At 60.1% G+C, this 21800-nt stretch carries 21 protein-coding genes; all 21 read right to left on the reverse strand.

Features of this window, described 5'->3' with window-relative positions:
* The 21 genes from mshL to folC all read right to left on the reverse strand — a co-directional run bounded on the left by mshL (position 1) and on the right by folC (position 21784).
* A complete protein-coding gene (gene mshL / locus KI617_RS14695) occupies positions 1-1746 on the reverse strand; it encodes a pilus (MSHA type) biogenesis protein MshL (RefSeq protein ID WP_226447500.1) in 1746 nt (581 codons plus the stop codon).
* On the reverse strand, positions 1743-2126 hold the full coding sequence (locus tag KI617_RS14700) for a hypothetical protein (protein WP_226447502.1): 384 nt from the start codon (positions 2124-2126) through the stop codon (positions 1743-1745). Before KI617_RS14700 ends, mshL begins: the two co-directional genes overlap by 4 nt.
* The gene (locus tag KI617_RS14705) at positions 2123-2809 is read right to left on the reverse strand and encodes a hypothetical protein (protein WP_226447504.1); all 687 of its coding nucleotides are present in this window, start codon (positions 2807-2809) and stop codon (positions 2123-2125) included. The genes KI617_RS14700 and KI617_RS14705 overlap by 4 nt, the downstream gene beginning before the upstream one ends.
* Entirely contained in the window at positions 2806-3456 is a 651-nt protein-coding gene (locus tag KI617_RS14710; protein ID WP_226447505.1) for a hypothetical protein, read from the reverse strand. Before KI617_RS14710 ends, KI617_RS14705 begins: the two co-directional genes overlap by 4 nt.
* Positions 3453-4340 carry a hypothetical protein gene (locus KI617_RS14715; protein WP_226447507.1) on the reverse strand — a complete coding sequence of 296 codons (888 nt, stop codon included), beginning with the start codon at positions 4338-4340 and terminating at the stop codon, positions 3453-3455. Before KI617_RS14715 ends, KI617_RS14710 begins: the two co-directional genes overlap by 4 nt.
* 108 nt (positions 4341-4448) lie before the next feature.
* The gene (locus KI617_RS14720) at positions 4449-8027 is read right to left on the reverse strand and encodes a DUF6701 domain-containing protein (protein WP_226447509.1); all 3579 of its coding nucleotides are present in this window, start codon (positions 8025-8027) and stop codon (positions 4449-4451) included.
* Between the two features lie 27 nt (positions 8028-8054).
* On the reverse strand, positions 8055-8516 hold the full coding sequence (locus KI617_RS14725) for a hypothetical protein (protein WP_226447511.1): 462 nt from the start codon (positions 8514-8516) through the stop codon (positions 8055-8057).
* On the reverse strand, positions 8513-9364 hold the full coding sequence (locus KI617_RS14730; protein WP_226447513.1) for a prepilin-type N-terminal cleavage/methylation domain-containing protein: 852 nt from the start codon (positions 9362-9364) through the stop codon (positions 8513-8515). The genes KI617_RS14725 and KI617_RS14730 overlap by 4 nt, the downstream gene beginning before the upstream one ends.
* On the reverse strand, positions 9348-9911 hold the full coding sequence (locus KI617_RS14735; RefSeq protein WP_226447514.1) for a type II secretion system protein: 564 nt from the start codon (positions 9909-9911) through the stop codon (positions 9348-9350). The genes KI617_RS14730 and KI617_RS14735 overlap by 17 nt, the downstream gene beginning before the upstream one ends.
* Complete coding sequence (locus tag KI617_RS14740; RefSeq protein ID WP_226447516.1) at positions 9901-10431, reverse strand: GspH/FimT family pseudopilin; 531 nt, start codon at positions 10429-10431, stop codon at positions 9901-9903. The genes KI617_RS14735 and KI617_RS14740 overlap by 11 nt, the downstream gene beginning before the upstream one ends.
* A gap of 20 nt (positions 10432-10451) precedes the next feature.
* Entirely contained in the window at positions 10452-10904 is a 453-nt protein-coding gene (locus KI617_RS20460) for a type II secretion system protein (RefSeq protein WP_319004117.1), read from the reverse strand.
* Positions 10905-10927: 23 nt separating this feature from the next.
* The gene (locus KI617_RS20400) at positions 10928-11509 is read right to left on the reverse strand and encodes a prepilin-type N-terminal cleavage/methylation domain-containing protein (RefSeq protein WP_264180016.1); all 582 of its coding nucleotides are present in this window, start codon (positions 11507-11509) and stop codon (positions 10928-10930) included.
* A 60-nt stretch (positions 11510-11569) separates the two neighbouring features.
* On the reverse strand, positions 11570-11998 hold the full coding sequence (locus KI617_RS14755; RefSeq protein ID WP_226452033.1) for a hypothetical protein: 429 nt from the start codon (positions 11996-11998) through the stop codon (positions 11570-11572).
* A 6-nt stretch (positions 11999-12004) separates the two neighbouring features.
* Positions 12005-13234: a type II secretion system F family protein gene (locus tag KI617_RS14760; protein ID WP_226447520.1), complete on the reverse strand. Its 1230-nt coding sequence runs from the start codon at positions 13232-13234 to the stop codon at positions 12005-12007.
* Positions 13235-13240: 6 nt separating this feature from the next.
* Positions 13241-14950, reverse strand: a complete 1710-nt coding sequence (locus KI617_RS14765; protein WP_226447522.1) for a GspE/PulE family protein — start codon at positions 14948-14950, stop codon at positions 13241-13243.
* 128 nt (positions 14951-15078) lie between these two features.
* Positions 15079-16359 carry a DEAD/DEAH box helicase gene (locus tag KI617_RS14770; protein WP_226447524.1) on the reverse strand — a complete coding sequence of 427 codons (1281 nt, stop codon included), beginning with the start codon at positions 16357-16359 and terminating at the stop codon, positions 15079-15081.
* Between the two features lie 163 nt (positions 16360-16522).
* The gene (locus KI617_RS14775; RefSeq protein WP_226447526.1) at positions 16523-17704 is read right to left on the reverse strand and encodes an O-succinylhomoserine sulfhydrylase; all 1182 of its coding nucleotides are present in this window, start codon (positions 17702-17704) and stop codon (positions 16523-16525) included.
* Positions 17704-19242, reverse strand: coding sequence for an amidophosphoribosyltransferase (purF, locus tag KI617_RS14780; RefSeq protein WP_226447528.1), 1539 nt, complete (start codon positions 19240-19242; stop codon positions 17704-17706). The genes KI617_RS14775 and purF overlap by 1 nt, the downstream gene beginning before the upstream one ends.
* Positions 19243-19254: 12 nt before the next feature.
* On the reverse strand, positions 19255-19746 hold the full coding sequence (locus KI617_RS14785; RefSeq protein ID WP_226447530.1) for a CvpA family protein: 492 nt from the start codon (positions 19744-19746) through the stop codon (positions 19255-19257).
* On the reverse strand, positions 19743-20474 hold the full coding sequence (locus KI617_RS20405) for an SPOR domain-containing protein (RefSeq protein ID WP_264180017.1): 732 nt from the start codon (positions 20472-20474) through the stop codon (positions 19743-19745). Before KI617_RS20405 ends, KI617_RS14785 begins: the two co-directional genes overlap by 4 nt.
* A gap of 2 nt (positions 20475-20476) precedes the next feature.
* Positions 20477-21784, reverse strand: a complete 1308-nt coding sequence (gene folC, locus KI617_RS14800) for a bifunctional tetrahydrofolate synthase/dihydrofolate synthase (protein ID WP_226447531.1) — start codon at positions 21782-21784, stop codon at positions 20477-20479.
* Positions 21785-21800 lie beyond the last annotated feature (16 nt).

Raw genomic sequence — 21800 nt, forward strand, 5'->3', positions numbered from 1 at the left:
TTACTGCCACTCGATGTGACGTTGCTGCCGCGGGTCGAGCGCCTGCATGCGCTCCTGCGATTCACCGGCAACCTCGCGCCAGGAGTTTTCGCCCCGGATGACCGTCGACTTCATCAGGATGACCAGTTCGCGCTTACGGTTGGAAACACTCTTCTGGCCGAACAACAGGCCAAGGCCCGGTACGCCGCTGATGCCCGGCAGGCCGTAGCGGCTGGTGTTCTGTTCCTGGCTCATCAGTCCGCCAATGGCGACGATGCTGCCATCCTGGACGCGGACGATGCTGTCGCTCTCGTTGATCGTGCTCGATGCCAGCGGCAGCGTGTAGGTGCCAAGATCGCCAAGATTGACGCTCTTGCTCTTCTCTTCGACCACACTGACCGAGGGATGAACATGCAGGATGATGTTGCCTTCATCGTCGATCTGCGGCGTCACGTCGAGCGAGATGCCGGAGAAGAAAGGCTGCAGCGTGATATTCGGAGTCACGACATTGCCGGCGGTACCGGTGCCGGTCGTTACATTGGTGCTGATGCCGGTCACGAAGTAATCGTCGGTCCCGACCTTGAGCACGGCCTTCTGGTTGTTGGTCGTCGCGATGCGCGGGCTGGACAGCACCTGCACGTCGCCCTGCCCTTCGAGGAAGGAAAGCAGCGCGGCGAAATTGTTGGACTGGAAGGTCAGGCCGAAGAAGCCGCGCCCCGTCGGCCCGGTACCCACGGCACCGCCGCTACCCGGTACGGCAGCGACCGAGGTGCCACCGGAGATGCCGGCTGCCGACCCGCTGATCGCACCGGAACCGGCCAGCGTCGCACTCGGTGCGACGACCCCCAGCGAGAAACGGTTGGCGATGCCGCCGAACTTGCTCCAGTTGATACCGGTCTGGTACGAATCGTTCAGCGAGACCTCGATGATCTTCGCCTCCAGCATCACCTGGCGCTCGACGACCAGCTGGGTGGCCTTCAGGTATTCGTCCACGCCCCGCAGCTCGACCGGCGTCGCCTTGACCAGCACGACCCCGGAGCCCGGATTGACGATGACGTTGCGACCATCCTGGTTACCGACGATGGTCGATAGCGCCACGGTCAGATCTTTCCAGAAATCGAAATCCGATGTCGTCTGGACGCGGGCGCTGTCAACGACACGCTGAGCGGTGCCGCCTGTCGTGCCGCCCGTCGTGCCACTGGTTTGCTGCCCGGCACTCGCCGTGGTGGGCGTGCCAGAATTCGAAGTCGTCGGCGAGCTGCCGGTCACCCGCATGTCGCTCGTGCCCAGTCGGCGATTGGCCAGGTAATTGATCTTGAACAGGCGGGTCTGGATGGTATTCGGCTGCACGTAAATCCGGTTGCCCTGGAAACGGTAATCGTAGCCATAGACATCGCGCAGCGTCTCAAGCGCATCGCGCACCGTCGTGTTCTTCAGGTTCAGGCTGACTGTCCCTGACAACTCGGGCGGGAAGAGCATGCTGTAAGGCGTGCCGGAAACCAGCGCATTGAGCACCTGACCAACCGGCGCGTTATTCACCGCCAGATTGAAACGTGGCTCCGGCTTGGCAGCAACCGGCTGCTCAAGCTGCAGTGGCGGCACCATGGCCTGGCCAACAACATCGCCTTGCGAGCGGTTCGTCTTGCCGGCCGCGGCGGCGCCGACTTCCTGACCGGCGCGGTCGAACGCATCCCCACGACGCGAATGCTGGTTGCTGCAGGCGGCCAGCAGAAGCACCGACATAGCGACTATCAAAATCTTGCTCATGGCAGATCCTTCACTGGCCCAGCTTTCCCGGTCTTGCGGGATTTGGGCGTAACTATCATTTGTTTCTCAACATCGGGGGTCAGGTAGAGACGCGTCACGCCATCCGCCCCCTGCAATACCGCTTCTCGTTCTGTCAGGCGGACCAGTTTGGCACCACCGACCCGCTCGCCCAGCGCCACAGTCTTGCCACCGATGATCGCGACCGGTCGCCCGCCTGGCCGCAACAGCACCGATTGCAGACGTAATCCGGCATCGCTCTCAAGGCCGGAAGCCCCCGCCTCGGCCGATGTCAGCCAGGCAGCGGGCGGGCGCGTCGGGTCATTCGACTGAGCGTAGGCCGATGAGACACACACAAGCCAGGCGAGAAAGATCAGCTTCATAGCGCCAGCCACGTCCGGTCCGGACTCAAGGTGTAAACGGTCAGGGTCATTTCTGCGCGCGGATAATCGATCACGCGATAGCTCAACTGCCCCCACAGCAGATGTTGCGGCAACTTTTCCAACTGGGACAGATAGGCCTGCAGCAGGCCGTAGCTACCTTCAAGCCGAATCTCGACGCCATGTCGATACAGATCGAATGTTCGCTCGGCAGTCTTGGCCTCACCTTCCTTCGGCGCTTCTTCCCGCTGCAAGACGCTTTGCGGCGCCTGCGTTTTCAGGCTGAGCAGACGCAAGCCCTGATGGCGTGCCAGCAGACCCTCAAGCAAGCCGTTCATCTCATCCGGCCGGACCAGCGCCGAACCAAGCAGGCGCAACTGCTCGTCCAGCTTGTCCCGCTCACCGTTCAGCGCAGCCAGTTCCGCCTTCCTGCCGGCATCGGGATCAATCGCCAACTGTTGCTGCAAATTGGCCGCTTCGGCCTGCAACTGGGCCGCCGAGGCACTTTCAGTCGCAATGGTATTTTCCACCCCGTTGATGCGGGCGCGCTGCGGGTCGATGAACAAGGCGTTACCGATCAGCAGCGGCCCCAGAAGCAGCGCAACCGCGACCAGCAGCCGCTCGCGCTTGGCCAGCGCTAAATATTTTTCGTTCAACCGGGACCAGAGTCGGCGCAGGCCGTTCATCGCGCCTTCTCCGGCTCGGTGCGCAGCACGAATTCCGTGTAGCGTGCCGTGACCTTCGGCCTGGCCGTGCCGCCCGATGTCTCGTCGCGTTTTTCATCGGCCGGATCGAAGCCCTTCATGTCGAGGGCAGAAAACCGACGGCCGGCAAAAGCCGGTTCGGCATTCAAGCGGGTGATATAGGTCGGCAACAAGGCGGGATCCGTCAGCCGGCCGCGAATTTCAATATTCTTGTCGGCAAAGCCGAAACCGACCAGCCAGACCCCTTCAAGCCCTTGTCGCGAGAAACCCTGCAACAGGCCGGAATAGGCATTGCTGCCAGTCACGTCGCCCTGGGCAATCACACTCAGCACTTCCTGGCGCTGTGCCACGCCTAGCCGGGCCGCCGAAATCTGCTTGTCCAGCATGGCATCACCCTGGCGCGCCCCGAGAGACTGGCCAAGCGTCTGCACCTGCTGCTGCAGGGCGAGCAACTGCGTCTTGATCGCCGCCTCTTTTGCCCGCAGGCTATCCGCCCGCATCGCCGTCACCGTGGATAGCCCAACCAGCAGCAACAGTCCCGCCAGGGCGAGCGAAGCCACCACCGGTAGCGCCAGCCAATCGAAGCGCGGTTTCAGTTCCGGCAGCAGCAGGTTGATCTGCTGACTCATGCCTCGGTCCTCAGGGCCGCGCCGATTGCCAGCAGGCTTTGCGCTTGCCGTTCGGCCGAGCGCAGCTCGGGCAAGGCGTTGAATTCGGCAACCTGGCCAAGGTCAGCAACCTGCACCGGCAAATAAAGATTCTGGCCCAGCGCCGCCACCACGCCGGCACAGTCCGCTTCCGAAGCGACCATCAGGCGTGACACGGAAATGAAGCCGTATTGGCGATCGAAGTTGTCAAAGGTGCGCTGCAATTCCAGCGCCAGACGCTCAAGCATCTGCTGCCGACGTTCCTGATCGGCCTCGGCCAACGCCGCCGACGAAACCTCGATACGCCGCGACAAATAAAGCTCGCCACGATAGGTGATGGTCAATAAGCCATCGCCCTGCGTCAGTGCCAGAAAGGCAAGCCCGCGGTTAGGCTCCTCAAAAAGCACCGCGACATTGCGCACGGCCATTTCCGGGATATCGATGGCTTCCAGCGGCACCTTGGCGCCATGAAAGAGCGCCATCCTTTCGCCAACCACGGCCTGCGGCGCCACAACAGCGAAGATGCTGGCCTGCCGACTGCCTTCAACGGGAATATCGGCCACCGCGATGGCCGCGCCATCAACCGGAAAATCAACGACATCCTTCAAGCGCCAGCGCAAGGCCTGCACACGTTCTTCAGGCGGCACGGCCGGTGCCTCGACCTGGAGCAGCCGATACTCGGCTTCGCCAAGCAGGGCGGCACAACGAAAACGCTTCAGTCCCCGGCTTTGAGCCAGACGGGAGAGCGCATCGCGCTCATCTTTCTCGACGCGGAAGGATTCGCAAAGCTGGATCTCAGGGGGTTTGCCGGCTGGCCGGATGACATGAGCAAGGTCGATGCGATCGTCGTGCCGAACAACCGACATCCACCCCTCCTCAAGCTTCACCCCGAAATTCAGCCACATTGTCCAAACACCTTAAGTTTTTTGAGAAGGATAGCCAGTAACACATTATTTTTCAATGGCTTTTTGTTTCTAATAGCTTTCGCGCAAATAGATTACCGGAGAGCGCGGGCCACAAGCACCAAAGCATGCACGCGCGTTGCCGCTAGCCGGCAACCAAGTTGCAGACGGCGTCAGTTTGCTGCCAATGACGTCCACATAACCAAAATTTCCGGCTCCCGGACCGATCCCGGGTGAGGTCGGGCTGCGCAGCACCAATCTTGCGTCTCCGCCTGTCATCACCACAGACGCAGAGGTTGAATTATTCATTTGCGCGATAGCCTCGCCGGGCGCGAGGGCATTTCTGACAGTGTCTGGAGGTGCGTAAAAAACCAACCCAGCATTCCCCGTATCTTGGCGCGTCGGCTGGGTTAACGCGGTACAACCGTCGTAGCTGTTCGTTTTCCAGCCTGCGGCACTCCAATACTGGGCCAGCACCGGCACCGACAACGGAAGCATTTCCGAACCATAGGCATTGTTTAGCCACAAACGTCCATAGACAACGCCCGTGGTCCCTATCTTGCGCGCCGAACAGGCGGCTCCCGAGCAAATACCTGATGTCGCGGCGTTCATGTCCGTGCCATCCAGCGCCACTCCATCCGTAAGATCATTGATGGCAACGCCAATATCGAGCAGCCAGAAAGGTCCGCCGGCGCTGACCCGGTTCGCCGCGCAAGTCGCCGAACTCAATGCAGTGGGTGAGGCGGGGCGAGAAAAGCTGACCGCCGAACTGTCCGGCGCATTGTCTGCATTGGCATCGTTGACCACATAGAGTCCCAATGCCCACTGCGCCGTACCCAAGCCGCTCAGGCGACTTGCCAGATCACAGCCCTGATTGGCTGCATCCTGATCCTCGGCCACGATGCTTGGCGAGACGACTGGGTAACCCAAGGCCTGCGAATAATTCCGTGTCACCACCCCGGCGCCGTTGACCGCTTGAAGACGATACGCCACACCCATTTGCGGCTGCCCCATGTAGGTGAAAGGCTTGGCACCAGAACTGCAGAAGGGAGCGACACTGCCCCCGACGAAACCAAACCGTTCGGGAATAAAACGCCCGAACAGGGGCGAATTGGGCGCCGAAGCCCCTGCGTCCTGAAGCCCGAACAAGCAGCCATACTTGCCGGAAGTATCCTTGGCATTGGAATAGCTGCTGGCGACGCAATCGTTCTTCGTTGCTGCGCTATCTACTGCCACCCAGTCGTCGTCATAGACCCCCCGGACAGTAGTCGTATCAGTGGCCGGGTCGAAGCCGAGAAATCGGAAATTCCCAACTTCCGAATAGGTAAAGGAACCGTTAGCCACCGAGGTCGATGCTCCCGGCGTCGCATTCGGGAAAGTCGCCGGCGAGAGGCTGCCGACTGTCCATCCGGCAGCCGTTGCGCTCATGCCGCCAGTACTGACCTTGGGCGTTCCCGAATAGCCGCCGGCATTCGCCGTTGCCGTCAGGGTAAAGCTATCTGTTCCGGCCTTGAATTTGGGCGTTCCCGTCAGGGTGGCATTGGTTGCCGACGAGGTTACGCTTGTAAACCTGGTCGGCCGAACAGCGAAGGTATCGACGGAGCAAGCGGTTGCGGCGCCCTCGGTCATCACCGCCACCAGATTGGAATAGGCCGCGTTGATCGTGAAATCAGCGCTTGTCTTGATTCCCTTGTCGGTTGAGGTAAAGGCCAGTGTCTGACTACCACCCGCCACCGCCGTCTTGCCATTGCAGGCACTCGTGGCACAGGCTGTCGCCCGGTTCGCATCGGTGCCACATGCGCCATCGCTGTTATCGACAAGTTTGATTGCCACATTCTTTGTGCCGCCAGCGGCATACGTGGTCAGGATCTGGCTGTTGGAAAGGGCGGCAAGCTTGAGCTTGAAAGCGGTGCCAACGAGCTTGGTATAGATATGCCCCGTCAAGAAATTCTGAATCGTGTTGGAGTAAGCATCATCAATCGCACTAAACCCGCCAGCAGTCCCCCCGTCAGGAGGGACGTAGTATTGGGCGCAGATTCGAACCTCATCCAGCTCATGGATATTGGTCGAACCACCTGTAGAACCTGTAAAGGACAGTTGCCAGTTGGCTGGTACGGCGGCCTGTGAATAACCGCCAGCCGTCGAAGCAGCAAAAATATCAAAGGCAGGAACGACGGAAGCATAGCTGGCCCGGGTACCCGTGGTATCGCGGTTTACTGCGACTTGCGTCTGCCCAGAAGCAGAGTTTCGCGCATCGACGATGATCTGGTAGAAATGGCCGTAGGCCGGCGTTGCCGAAGTAGCGTTGTCCACCCCGGGCGATAGGCTTGAAGTCGTGCCTCCCAGATAGGGATAGCCTGTTGTGCCAGAGCCAGAACCCCGCACGGCCACGCTGTCGAGGATGCGCGAGGAAAAGCCGCCAACCCGGCCCTCGCCGTTCTGGGAAAAGTTACCGTATTCATCGACGGCGATCCCGACCCAGCCCCCGGCAAAGCCATTTATCCCTGTCTTCTGGGCATAGCCCAGGGAGCCACCGTAAGCGCCCGGCACCGCAGGTATGGTGTAGTCAGACAAGGTCAGAGCAATACCGTCGGCAGCGCTACCGTTATAGGCGTAGTGCTTGAACTCGACTGAAATATAGTTTCCTGCCGCCGGGAAAAACCCGGGAGCCGTCGCCGCCTTGGCGTTGTTGCTAGTATTCTCGGTTAGCCGCAGATAACCCGTACCAGTGTTCACATAGGGCACGATACCGGTTGAATCACTGGTTGAAACAATCCAGTTGCTGCTGGTAAACATCGGCGATGGATTCAGTGCACTACGGCCAAAACTATCGCATTGACAGGTCAACACTAGGCCACTTGGCGTATTGGCCGGCTGCCCGCAGGTATTTGAGATGATCGTATAAGCCTGACCGGAGAAATTGCCATTTCCCGCTCCCGTCCCGCCCAACCTTGTGCCATCGGCGCTGCTGGTGATCGTGTCGTTATCGAGCAGATTAAGTTGCAGCGTCCCGCTCGTGCCAGTGCCCGTATTGGCAGTCACAGTCCATGTCGTACCAGAACCGCTTGCCCCAGTGACGCTCGCCCCGGTTGCACCGCCGCCCTGAACCAGGGAGAAATCACTTGAATCCACGCCAGTCACCGACCTGTCGAAAACTACCAGCCAAGTCACCGCTGTACTGGGGGCCGCCGGATTGCTGCTCGAACGGCTGATGGAAACCACATTGGGTTTGGCGTCCACAATCACGGACGACGCAAGCGTATAACTCGTTGTACCACTGGTACACGCATCGTTGTTGTAGGCGACAAAATAGACGTTATAAGTTCCCGCTGCCGAGGGCGCCGTCATGGTGAAGGCTTCTGAATACCCACCGGAATTATTGTGATTGGAATGATCGACGATTGTCGGAGTAGCCGGTAACGAGGTCGCGATACCCCAAGTGGAGCACTGCCAATTATTGTCCGAGCCCGAAGTCGTGACATTGAGCACGGCAGCAATCGATGCCCCGGGAGCGACAGTCGTCACCGAGCCGCCATTGACCGTCGCCGAGGTAACAGTCCGCGCCGCCAGAACCTCTCCGGCAAAGCTGCTCAACACGACAAGCAGCGTCGCCGCAAGCCTACGCCTGAACTGGACCATCTTTGTATTCACCGCTCGCCCCTCATATCTCGTGGTCTTTTAACAGTCATAAGGCGCTACCGTAATCGCCGAATCCCGGCACTTTTCCAGCGTCACTTCAACGCTCCGTTCAATTCCTGGCGCCTTGGCGACACTGGCGGTCGCCACAGAAACAATCCGGTAAATGCCGATCTGGCGGCCTGCCTCGGTATAAGTCGAACGGGAACAAGTCACAGTGACGGCATGATCGGGAATCGGTGGCGTCCCGCCGAGGCACGTCGGCAACGATGGGGATTGCGCGTTGGGGTCGAGCTGATACATGCCCCACTCGGCGCCGGCGCGCGCGGCCTGATACGCCTTGGCACCACCGATATCGGCAGCGAGGTTGACATGCGCCGTCGAAACAACCGAGACCATCGCTGCCGCCAGGGCTGCCATCAGCAATAACAAAAATATGGCCGAGATCACCGAGGCGCCTAATTGGCGCGACTGGACAGGGAACCGCGAGGCAAATGGCATCATGGCGTGTTCAAAACATCCACTTGATGCAGCAAATCGACCGACTCACCGTTACGCGTCAAGGTCAGACGGAGAACCACCAGGCCATTTCGTTGCAATACAGCGGGGGTGTAACCGAACGAGCAGGCCGAAACGTTGTTGACCAATATCGCCGAGCTACCGCCGTAGGCCCACGGCGCCGTAGCGATGCCGCTCTGGAAATCGTAGCCGGAATGCCGGATGACGGTACCGAGCTCCGGATTGGTAGCGTTTGCCGCACACTCGTAAGTCACCGGCGTGCCCACAATCTGGAAGCGACTGCTCGGCGACGCCAGCGGAAACTGCTGATTCGGCGCGCTTCCCAACGTGAACTGAATGCTTGATACGCCACCTGGTGCAGTCTCTATCGCCCGCCGACTGCTTCCGGCATATACGTCGGAACCGGTCTGGCCGAGGTTGAAGATGACCAGTTGATCACCCGCCACAATCGTTACCGCGGGCCCGAGCACATCAAAACTGTTATCAGCGGCATTCGTAAAATCAAGTGGATTTCCCCCGCCGCCATTATCGACATCGGCCCGATACCGCCCCGCATCGCGAATCGGTACATATTCGAGAAAATTACCGGACTGCCGGACGCTATTCGGCAACGCCGACTGAAGGTCGCGGGCAACGCGACGCAAAGCGGTATCAGCCCCATCGGACAGCTCGGCGCGAGTGCTTACATCGACATAGGCATCGACCTGGCGCCACCCAAACATGCCGACAAGACCAAGCACTATCCCGGAAATAACAATCACGACAATCACTTCAACCAGCGTAAAGCCGCGTTCGTCAGCCGAAACGGGATGAAACTCAGTAGCGCGGCGCATAGCGGAAACGATAGCCCGTCATGGAAAAAGAATGCCCGTTACGCCTCACTGTCACGGTAACACTCAGCGCAGCGGTGTCGTCGGCTAGACCGAGAGCAGTTCCGACCCGCGCAACCGCGACGTCAGCCGTATAACCAGTCATGGCGTTCCCCCCGGAGGCATCATCAATATTGGCCTTCGAAAATCCGCCATAGTCCGCCACATTGTCGTAAAACGTTCCCGGCCCACTGCCGTAGCGACTTGTTTCTGTGGACGGTGTAGCTCCGCTGACATTCTGCGGGTTTGCACAATCCGCATACGACTGAGCCATCAATGCCGTGGCATCTTCCGGATCGCACCATGTGAAAGGCTGATGCAAGACTTCGTTGAGCAAGGACTCGGCAATGGCCAGAGACTGCTTGGTATCCATCGGATCGGCGCTGAAACGCACCAGCGGATTTATCACCGAAACCAGGCCGACCACACCGACGCTGACGATAACGATGAAGACAATCAACTCAACCAGCGAAATGCCGGATTGACGAATGCGGCCCCAATCAATGCACATAACCCGTCTCGTTTTCGACGGTGATCGCCAGCGCTGCCGGCAAGCCGGAAACGCTGATACTGGCAGCCGCACTTGGGCGCCCGGCGGCATCGAAGGTGAAATTGCTCGCCGACGAAGTGATGGTGCTCGCCCCACTTGCCACCACGCTCAGATTCGTCCCGTCAGGCCCGGTCAGCGAAGTGCCTGTGCTGCAATCAGCCGCCCCATAAGTGCTCGATATAGAGAAATCTACCTTAGACGGGCTCGTGGAAAAGCTGACACAGACCGTCCTCCGCGCCGCCACCGCCGATTTTTGCGCGTAACGCAATGCGGCAACAACTTGGTCGCGCAGACCACGCTCTTCAAAGCCGCTACCGCCCTGCCAGCGTGGTATGGCCACGGCAGCAATAATGCCGAGCAGCACGATGACGACGACCAGTTCGACCAGGCTGAACCCAGCGCTGCTCGTCCGGTTTGTGGGCTCGGCATTAAAGACAAAAGGCCCGGCTTTCAGGCCAGGCCTTCCGTCAAAGGGGGTCATCGTCAAGCCGATGCGAAAAATCAGCAACCCGAATCGGTAATAGCGTAAGACGGAGCACCACCTGCTGCGGCCTTGGTATAGGCAACCTTGCAACTCGCGGGCGTCGGTGCCTTAACCAGGCGGATGTCGGGGTCTACAGTCGTTTCGAAATCGCCGGGAGGATTCAAATCCATGACTTTCGCCAACGATGACGCACTATTGGCAAAGCCATACTCAACGGTAACGCCGCTAACACCGCCAATTGTCATCGAAACCGGCGTTGTCGAGTCACCAAGGGTACCGGCAGCCTGGGCCTTGGCATAAATCATTGCATTGGCAGAAGCCATCGAACCGGCCACTCCCTTGATCACCGACTTGCGGGCATCGCCCGACAGATCGACAAATTTCGGCAATGCGGTCGCAGCCAGAATGCCGAGAATGACGATCACGACGACCAGTTCGATCAGGGTGAAACCTTTTTGTAGTGTTTTCATATCCAACTCCTTAAATTAAAAAATTAGCACCCGGTCGTGGTCAAAGCACTGATCGTCGGGGCAGCATTGGCTACAGCTGGCGCGTAGGTGAAGATACAGGCCCCGGGAGTCGTCGCACCGACCACGCCGAAAGTAGCGGTCCCACCTGCGGCACCACCATAGGTATAGCCTTCAGTCTGCAATTGTGCGGCGGACGGATTGAAGACACCTGTCAGGCCAGCCATCGACAGAATACCGGCCGTTGTCCCGATCGCCGTGACTGCCGGATAGGCGTTGGTCATATTAATGATCCCGCTTTCGGTACACACCGTACCAGCCCCGGAAACGGTGTTGTTGGCGGTACCGCCACCGCCTGGGCAGGGAGCCAGAGGCCCTGTATCCGTAACTCCAGCCCGGGCCAGGATCGTCGCATGCGACAGCGCCGAGGCTGCCAGCACACTGCCGCGTGCGGCTTGCAACTTGGCGATACGGGCATCGCGCTGCAAATTGACGAAACGCGGCAGGGCGACGGCAGCCAGGATGCCGAGAATGATAATGACGACGATCAGTTCGATCAGCGTGAAGCCACGCTGGCCTTGCCTGTCGAAAACGGTAGTTTTATTCATATTTTCATTAACGGCTGCAAATTTTAGTACTTTAGACATATGAACCTTCTTTCTCAAGCGTTATTCACTTTGATCTTCAAGACGTGACAGACCGACCCCGACGAGCAACGCTCTTGACTGCTCGCTCCCCGATTCGCGAATGAAACGAAAGCGGGCTCGATGCCCGTCGCGAAAGCGAAAAACCAGCTCCTCGGCATGCCGGTCGAAATACCAGACTGATTTGCTTTCCGGCACCGAATCCAGTTCGCCGACATAATTTGCCGGCCGCGTCGAAACCCAGTCGAGCGGATTTCTGCTCTTTGGCAGTTCGCCACCAAAAACTTCCCGATGGGCAACAACCTCGACCAATCCGATGCGAATGGCCGCCGCCTCGGATTGAACGACAGCCTCTTCCATCTCGACCCGCGTTGCCTCCAGAGATCGCATCAGGAATAAGGACAACACCCCGATGAGGATGACGACAAACGCGAATTCGTAATAGCGTCGCATGCTCATTCATCGCTTGATGGCCACCTTGCCGAGGTCCCACATCGGCAGGAAGATGCCGAGTGCCAGCACCAGCACCAGGGCACCAAGCGAGACGATCAGGATAGGCTCGATCTGCTGGCCTAGGGTCTTCAATTCATACTCGACTTCACGCTGGTACATCTGGCCGACTTCTTCCAGCATATCGTCCAGCGCCCCCGATTCTTCACCAACCGCCACCATCTGCAGGACCACCGGAGAGAAGAAGCCGGAGGCGATGGCGGCGCGCAAGACGCTTTCGCCACGCTCGACCGTATCGCGCATGCCTTCGATCTTGGCGGCGATATAGCTGTTGTCGACAGTCTGCGATGAATTGGTCAGCGCCTGCATGACCGGCACGCCACTGCGCATGCCCAGCGCGAAACTGCGGGCAAACCGCGCCATGGCAGCCTTGCGGACAATCTTGCCGGCAATCGGAAAACGCAGGACCAGGGCTTCCCATTGCATTCGCCCGGCGACCGTGCCCACCCAGGAACGGAAGACGACAACAGCCACAACAAGCCCGATCAGCATGGCCGGCCACCAGGTCACCATGAAATTGGAGAAGCCGAGCAGAATCTTCGTCATCAGTGGCAGTTCGGCGCCAAAGCCCTGGAACACCTTGGCAAAAGCCGGGATCACGAAAATATTGACCACGACAATGGCCACGGCCATCGCGATCACCACGAACATCGGATAGCGCAGCGCCGATTTGACCTGCTCGCGCATGTAGCGCTCAAATTCGAGGTGATCGAACAGGCGCAGGAAAATTTCGTCGAGCAGGCCAGTGGCCTCGCCGACCCGCACCATGGATATATAGAAAGCGTTGAAGACCTTGGGATGGCGGGCCAGCGACACCGACAACTCGCGGCCAGCCTCAAGGCTCTCGCGCACGTCGCGGATGACTTCCTTCATCGCCGGATTGGTCGCCGATTCCTGCAGACCGCTCAGCGCGCGCATGATCGGCACGCCGGATTTGAGCAGGGTATGCAGCTGCCGTGAAAAAAGCAGGATATCGACGTGCTGGACGCTGGGCTTGAACAGGTTGAAATCACCACCGAGACTGACCGCCCCTGCCTTCGCCGAGGTTTCCTGGATGGAAACCGGTGTCACGCCTCGCCCAAGCAGGAGATCGGCCACGCCGCCCGCCGACGCGCCTTCGAGCACGCCTTCGATCAGCTTGCCGCCGGCATCCCGTCCCTTGTAGGCGAAGTTGGCCACGCCGCCTTATTCCTCGAACTGATTGCTGATGCGCATGGCTTCAGCGACGCTGGTCTTGCCGGCCAGCACCAGACGAACGGCATCCCGGCGCAGGGTCTCGCCGGCCATCTGCTGCCTGGCGACGCGCATGAACTCACCCGGGTCTTCATGGTTGATTGCTTCAACCACCGCATCGCTCATTTCCAGAAACTCGTAAACCCCGGTCCGCCCCTGATAGCCGGTATTGGCGCAGTGGGCGCAGCCGCGACCATGATGGAAGCCGTGGCTATCGACCTGATCGCCCAATTCATAGCGCAGCCATTCGTGTTCGTTTGGCGTTGGCGTATAGGCCTCGCGACAATTGCCGCAGATGACGCGGACCAGACGCTGGGCAACGACCATATGCACCGACAGCGCAACCATGTAGCGCGGCACCCCCATGTCGAGTAGGCGGATTGGCGTCGATACGGCGTCATTGGTGTGCAGGGTGGACAACACCAGGTGGCCGGTCATCGCGGCGCGCATACCAATTTCCGCTGTTTCCTGGTCGCGCATTTCGCCGATCAGCACGATGTCCGGGTCCTGGCGCAGTACGGTCCGCAGCACACGCGAGAAGGAGAGATCGATCTTTTCGTGCACCTGCACCTGATTCAGGCCACCAAGCCGGTATTCGACCGGGTCTTCGACGGTAATGACCTTCTTTTCCGGGCTGTTCAGTTCATTCAGCGCCGCATAGAGCGTCGTCGTCTTGCCGGAACCGGTCGGGCCGGTAACCAGCACCATGCCGCTCGGCCGCTTCAGCGCGTGGCGGAAGCGCTCCAGAACACGCTCCGGCATGCCGATTCTTTCAAGCTCCAGCAGGCCGGTGTTCTGGTTGAGCAGTCGCATGACCACCGATTCGCCAAACTGTGTCGGCAAGGTGGAAATCCGCACATCCACCGGATTGGCGCGGACCTTGATATTGAAACGACCATCCTGCGGCAGGCGCTTTTCTGAAATATCCAGACCGGACATCAGCTTCAGGCGCAGGGCAACAGCCGATGAAATCTTGGCATCGGCTTCGGTCTGAATGTGCAGCACGCCGTCGATTCGGAAGCGGATGCGCAGTGATTTTTCCTGCGGCTCGAAATGGATGTCGGAAGCGCGCAGGCGCATGGCTTCCTCGAACACCGTCTGCAGCAGCTTGACGACCGGCGCATCTTCGGCGCCCGGGTTCAAGCCCAGCAGGTCGCCAAACTCGATGGGTACATCGCCCAGTTCGGCCGTCAGCTCCTTGGCCAGGCCCGTAATCTGTTCGCCACGGTGATAAACGCGGTCGACCATGGCCAGCAACTGGCTTTCGGTGACGACCGCAAGATCGATTTCCCGCCGAACAAGACGAGTGATCTCGTCATAGGCCTGCAAATCGGTCGGGTCAGCCAGACCCACCTGCAGGCGACCATCCGGCAATTGGTCCAGCACCAGCGCCCGGAAACGCCGGGCCGGCGCCTCGGGCAGCAGCTTGATCAGGTCCGGCTTGGGGGTAAAACTGTTGAGATTGACGAAGGGAATCCGCAACTGCCGGGCCAGCGCCTGCGAGATGCCTTCCTCGGTGACATAGCCGCTCTCGACAAAGACGCGCCCCAGCTTGCGCCCGGTCCGTTTTTGCTCATCGAGCGCAATTTTCAGTTGTTCGTCGGTCAGCAGCCCCTGCTGAATCAGCAGGTCGCCGAGGCGGACTTTTTGCGGGGGGGGCATCCCGACCTCCAAAACACCTTAAGAAACGCCGTTAACAATATGAAGTAACGGCTTAAGTTTCCACAGTAGACGTTTTTCGGGGGGCCGACAAGTCGCCTTCCGGCGAGTTGTCGGTAAATCGATGCAAATCAGCGATGCCGATTGCCGTTGTGGTGCTGCTGCGGCCGACCGGAGTTTTTGCCGGCTTTGGGCGCTTGCGACCTCGGCTGGGCCTGCGGCTTGCGAGCGCCACGTGGCGGCTGGGGCGGACGCGGGGCAGCGGTCGCCGACTGCTCGAAGCCGGGAATGATCACCCGTTCGAGATTGCGCTTGATCAGCTTCTCGATGTCGCGCAGGTTGCCGCGCTCGTCGTGGCAGACCAGCGAAATGGCTTCCCCTTCCATGCCGGCCCGGCCGGTACGACCGATGCGATGGACGTAGTCTTCCGGCACATTGGGCAGCTCGTAATTGATCACGTAAGGCAGGGCATCGATGTCGATGCCGCGCGCCGCGATATCGGTGGCGACCAGCGCGACCAGTTTGCCATCCTTGAAATCGCTCAGGGCGCGGGTCCGGGCCCCCTGCGACTTGTCGCCGTGGATCGCCGCCGACTTGATGCCGGCCTTGTCCAGTGTCCGGGCCAGCGCGTCGGCGCCGTGCTTGGTACGGGCGAAGACCAGCACCTGATGCCAGCCGCGCGTGGCGAACAGGTGGCAGAGCAATTCCTTCTTCTTTTCGCGGTCGGTTTCGATGACTTTCTGGGCCACCGTTTCGGCCGCCGTGTTGCGTGCTGCCACATCAACCGAAGCGGGATTGTGCAGCAGACCGGCCGCCAGTTCGCGAATCTCCGGCGAGAAGGTGGCCGAGAACATCAGGTTCTGGCGCTGCTTCGGCAATAAGGCGATGATCTTGCGGATGTCGCGAATGAAGCCCATGTCGAGCATGCGGTCGGCTTCGTCGAGGACGAAAATCTCGATGGCCGAGAGGTCGACGGTGCGTTGCTGGACGTGGTCGAGCAGGCGGCCTGGGGTGGCGACCAGGACATCAACACCACGACGCAGGTTGGCGATCTGCGGGTTGATGCCGACACCGCCGAAAACGGCCAGCGAGTTGACCGGCAGGTGCTTGCCGTAGGTGCGCACGCTTTCCTCGACCTGGATGGCCAGTTCGCGCGTCGGCGTCAGGACTAGCACGCGTGGCGTCTTGGCGACCCGGGTCAGGCGGTCATTCGGGCCGCTGCACAGGCGGTGCAGGATGGGCAGCGTGAAGCCGGCGGTCTTGCCGGTGCCGGTCTGAGCCGTGGCCATCAGGTCGCGACCGGTCATCACGGCCGGAATGGCCTGCTGCTGGATGGGGGTCGGCGTATCGTAACCTTGGTCGGCAACGGCGCGCAGAAGTTCGGCCTTGAGGCCGAGATCGGTAAATTGCATGGAAATCCTTGGATAAAACCTGACCGGAGCGGCCAGGGAGCAACGAAACAGCGAGGGTCAGGAGAAACCGGAACAGTTTTTGGCATATTTCCGATTGATGCTGGAAATACCCTGCTCCGGTTGTTTGCGCCCCCTCGCTGTCGGCGCGTGAAAATTCAGCCGATCAGATCAGGGCCAGGCCCCGTTCGAGGTCGGCCTGCAGGTCCTCAACCGCTTCAAGGCCAACGGCAATGCGCAGCAGCCCTTCATTGATGCCGGCCGCGGCCCGGGCTTCCGGGGAAATGCGGCCATGCGTGGTCGAGGCGGGATGGGTGATGGTGGTCTTGGTATCGCCAAGATTGGCGGTAATGGAGAGCAGGCGGCAATTGTCGATGACCTGCCAGGCTTGTTCGCGCGTGCCCTTCACTTCGAAGGCAACGATGGCGCCACCGGATTTTTGCTGGGTCTTGGCCAGTTCGTGCTGCGGATGCGACGGCAGACCGGGATAGAAAACACGCGCCACTTTCGGATGCGCTTCCAGCCAGGCCGCCAGCTTAGCGGCATTGGCAGACTGCGCCTCGACACGCAACTTCAGGGTTTCCAGCCCTTTGAGCAGCACCCAGGCATTGAAGGCCGACAAGGTCGGACCCGCCGTGCGCAGGTATTTGAAGACTTCTTCAGTCAGCTTCTTCGGGCCGCAGACGGCACCGCCCAGTACGCGCCCTTGGCCGTCCAGGAACTTGGTGGCCGAATGGATCACCAGATCGGCACCGAGATCAAGCGGCCGCTGCAGGATGGGCGTGCAGAAACAGTTGTCGACGGCGACCAGGATGCCCTTGGCGTGGGCAATGGCGACCAGCGCCCGAATATCGGCAATTTCGGTCAGCGGATTGGACGGCGTTTCCAGGAAAAACAGCTTCGTTTCCGGGCGGATCGCCGCAGCCCAGGCCGCTGGATCGGTATGCGACACGAAGGTGGTCGTGATGCCGGTCCGCGACAGGATGTTGTTGAACAACTGCACCGTCGCACCGAACAGGCTGTTCGAGGCAACGATGTGATCGCCCTGTTTCAGATGCGCCAGCACGGCAGCCATGATCGCCGACATGCCGCTCGCCGTGGCCACGCAGTCCTCAGCGCCTTCCAGTGCAGCCAGGCGCTCCTCGAACATGGTGACGGTCGGATTGGAGAAGCGTGCGTAAACGTTGCCCTCCTCTTCACCGGAGAAACGCTTTGCCGCTTGCGCCGCGCTCTTGAAGACGAAACTGGACGTCAGGTACAAGGCTTCGGAATGCTCGCCGAACTGGCTACGTTCCTGACCGGCACGAACCGCCAGCGTTTCCGGACGGTAGTCAGGCTGCACAGCCATTACTCCTGCCCACCATTCGCCAGGCCCAGCACCATCTGCTGCGAGGAGCGGCCATCGCCGTCGTCATCGCTCTTAACCGGCTTGCCGCCACGCTTGCCTTCGACCGCATCGAGGTAATAGTCATCGATATCGCCGGTGATGTAGCAGCCATCGAAACAGGAAGCATCGAAGACCGTCAGGTCGGCCCGCAGGTTGGTAATCGACTGCTTCAGCGCGTCGAGATCCTGATAAACCAGGGCATCGGCACCAATTTCGGCAGCAATCTGGGCATCAGTCCGGCCGGTCGCGATCAGTTCGGAACGGGTCGGCATATCAATGCCATAAACATTCGGGAAGCGCACCGGTGGCGCCGCCGAAGCGAAATAGACCTTGACGGCACCAGCCGCACGCGCCATTTCAACGATTTCGTGGCTGGTCGTACCGCGAACAATGGAGTCGTCAACCAGCAGAACGCGCTTGCCCTTGAACTCCTGGCCGACGGTGTTCAGTTTCTGGCGCACCGATTTCTTGCGCATCGCCTGACCCGGCATGATGAAAGTCCGGCCGACATAGCGATTCTTGACGAAGCCTTCACGGAACGGAATGTTGAGCACCTGCGCCAGTTGCATGGCCGATGGGCGGCTGGAATCGGGAATCGGGATGACGACGTCGATATCCTCGATCTGAATATGCTTCTTGACCTTCTCGGCCAGCAGTTCGCCCATGGCCAGACGCGCTTCGTAAACCGAAACGCCGTCGATCACGGTATCCGGCCGGGCCAGATAAACATACTCGAAGATACACGGGGCATACATCGGCTGCTGAGCGCACTGGCGGCTATGCAACTGATGATTGAAGTCGATGAAGATCGCCTCACCCGGCTCGATGTCGCGCACCATCTTGAAACCAAGGGTGTCGAGGGCAACGGACTCGGAAGAAACAAGATATTCCATGCCTTCCGGCGTCTCGTTCTGGCCGTAGATCAGCGGACGAATACCATGCGGATCGCGGAAAGCGAGCAGGCCGTAGCCGGCAATCAGCACCACGACGGCGTAAGCGCCACGGCAGCGACGATGCACGCCGCCAACCGCCTGGAAGATGGCATCGACGTCGAGCTCGTAGCCATGTGCCGACGACTGAAGCTCATGGGCCAACACGTTGAGCAGCACTTCGGAGTCAGAGTTGGTATTGATGTGCCGGCGATCGAGGCGGAACATCTCGCCCTTCAGCTGCTCGGCATTGGTCAGGTTGCCGTTGTGACCAAGCACCAGGCCAAACGGCGAATTGACGTAAAAGGGCTGCGACTCGGCGAAGTTGTAGGCTGACCCGGCGGTCGGGTAACGCACGTGGCCAATGCCGCAATTGCCCGGCAGCGCGCGCATGTTGCGGGTGCGGAATACGTCGCGCACCAGCCCTGGCCCCTTGTGCAGGTGAAAGGTGTTGCCTTCCGCCGTCGCAATACCAGCTGCATCCTGGCCACGATGCTGAAGCACCATCAGACCATCGTAAAGCAGCTGATTGACCGGCGTTGTCGCCATTACACCCAGAATCCCGCACATAGTATTTCCTGCCTAGCTAAATCGAATTCGTTTTGCCAAATCGTCCGGCAACCAGGGTTTGGCTGCCAGGACGACGGTTTCCAAAGGCGGCGACAAGGTCGCATCCCGCCACCAAGCCTGCATCGGCGCCGAGGTCATGCCCCCCAGCCCGACCAGCACCATGCATACCAGCACACCACGGACCAGGCCGAAGAGCATGCCGAGAATACGGTCCGACACGGACAGGCCCAGCGCCTTGACCATGCTGCGCACCGCCATCCTGAACAAGGCCATGACGATCAGCACACCGACAAATATCACCACACAACCCGCCAACGTTCGCAATGCCGGATCGGACAAGCCGGCGAACGCCGTCCGTCCAACCACAGCCCCGAACTCCACGGCAGCGAAGATCGCCAGCACCCAGGCGACCAACGCGATAATCTCGCCCACCACGCCACGCCACAAGCCAAAAACCAGTGACACGCCGACGATGCCGATCGCAACGTAGTCAAATCCCGTCATGGTTTGGCAGCAACGACTCCGGACACACCGATACGCTGCATTTTCTCAAGCGCCTTGTCGGCGGCTTCGCGACTGGCGAAGGGGCCGGCCCGAACGCGGGTTTTCTTGCCCTGCGGCGTATCGAGCGGTTCGCTGAAAGTCTTGATGCCCTGCTCCGTCAACTTGGCCTTCAGCGTCTTGACGTTCGCCTCATTGGAGAAAGCACCGATCAACACCAGATATTCGCCGCCCTTGGCTGCCGGCTTGGCTTCAGCCGTCTGTCCGGCCAGAATCGCCGCTGCCCGCTTGGCATCATCGGCCTTGGGCTTTTCAGCGGCCTTTTCGGCGGGTTTCTCAGCCGGCTTGGCAGCTGGTTTTTCCGGGGCCTTTTCAGTTTTCAGTGCTGGCTTTTCAACAGGTTTTTCTGCTGGCTTGTCATCCGCCTTGACGACCTCGAGCACACGGGCCGTCGGCTTGACTTCAGGCGCTACGACGGCCGGCGCCTTTTCTGCAGGCAGCTCGGCGGGCCTGGCCGCCGGTTTCTCGACCGGTGCAGCAGCAAACTTGGGGGCAAACGGCTTTTCTTCCTGACCGGGAATGCGGATTTCGACATCCTGCACCGTCTGGCGTGGCTCGTGATCCATCACCATGGGCAGCACTACGGCCACCACGGAAACGAAGAAAACCGCCCCGACCAGACGGCGGCGGGCGCGTTTCTTGAGGTGCAACTGGGCGTCGTTGTCGTCCATGATCAGGGCTTTTTCCGAAGCGCTTCAAGCGCGCCGGCCACCGTATAGAAAGATCCAAAGGCCAGAATTCTATCACTTTCAGCAGCCTGACCCTTGGCTGCCTGCAAGGCCTCCTGCGGCGAAGGATGGCAAACCACCTCGCCACCCAGCCCGGTATCGGCGATGATGCCGGCCAATTTTTCAGCGGCGGTACCGCGCGGGCCACCCAGGGTCGCCAGATGCCAGACATCGACCTTACCCTTGAGCGGCGCCAGCGCGCCGGCGATGTCCTTGTCGCTGAGCATGCCGACGACGGCAAAAGTTTTGTCGAAGAACCCCATGCTCGACAAATTGTCGGCCAGCACACGAATCGCCTGCGGATTGTGGCCAACATCCAGAACGATGGCCGGTTTGCCCGGAATAACCTGGAAGCGACCATTCAATTCGGTTTCGATCAACCCGGGACGGATGGCCTGCATGGTCACTGGCAATTTGTCGGCAATGGCATCCAGTGCCGCCAGGGCCACCGCCGCGTTGTAAAGCTGCGTCGGGCCGCGCAGGCCGGGATAAGCCAGGGCGCGTTTTATCAACTGCGTGCCGGAACGACACCACCAACGCCATTGCAGTCGGTTTTCGTTGGTTTCGGCACTCGGTCGCTCGAAACCGAAATCGCGACCGATCAGGCGCAGATCGGCGCCAATGGCCGCTGCATGATCGAGCAGGCTTTGTGGCGGCTGCGGGTCGGCACACAAGGCCGGTTTGCCGGCGCGGAAAATGCCCGCCTTCTCGAAACCGATCGATTCGCGGTCTGGCCCCAGCCAATCCATGTGGTCGAGCGCCACGGTCGTCACGATGGAGACGTCCGGCTCGTAGGCATTGACCGCGTCCAGGCGACCGCCCAGGCCGACTTCGAGAATCGCCGCTTCAACGCCGGCCTCGGCAAAGACCTCCCAGGCCGCCAGCGTACCGAACTCAAAATAGGTCAGCGCGACATCGCCAGCCTGCTGACGCGCCGCCTCGACACGGGCAAATGCCGCACACAGCGCTTCATCGCTGGCCGACCGGCCATTCAGGCGAACGCGTTCGTTATAGGCGAGCAAATGCGGCGAGGTGTAACAACCCACCTTGTAACCGGCGCGATCGATGATGGTTTCCAGATAGGCGCAGGTCGACCCCTTGCCATTGGTGCCACCAACGATGATCACCGGACAATGCTGCGTCTGTCCAAGCGCATCCTTGACCAGCCGAATGCGATCGAGGCCCAGTTCGATGCCGGCCTGACCTTTCGGGTGCAGACCTTCGAGATGGGCTAACCAGTCAGTTAAATTCATTGAGGATTGAGTCGTT

The sequence above is a fragment of the Ferribacterium limneticum genome, assembly GCF_020510625.1.
GTDB lineage: Bacteria > Pseudomonadota > Gammaproteobacteria > Burkholderiales > Rhodocyclaceae > Azonexus > Azonexus limneticus_A.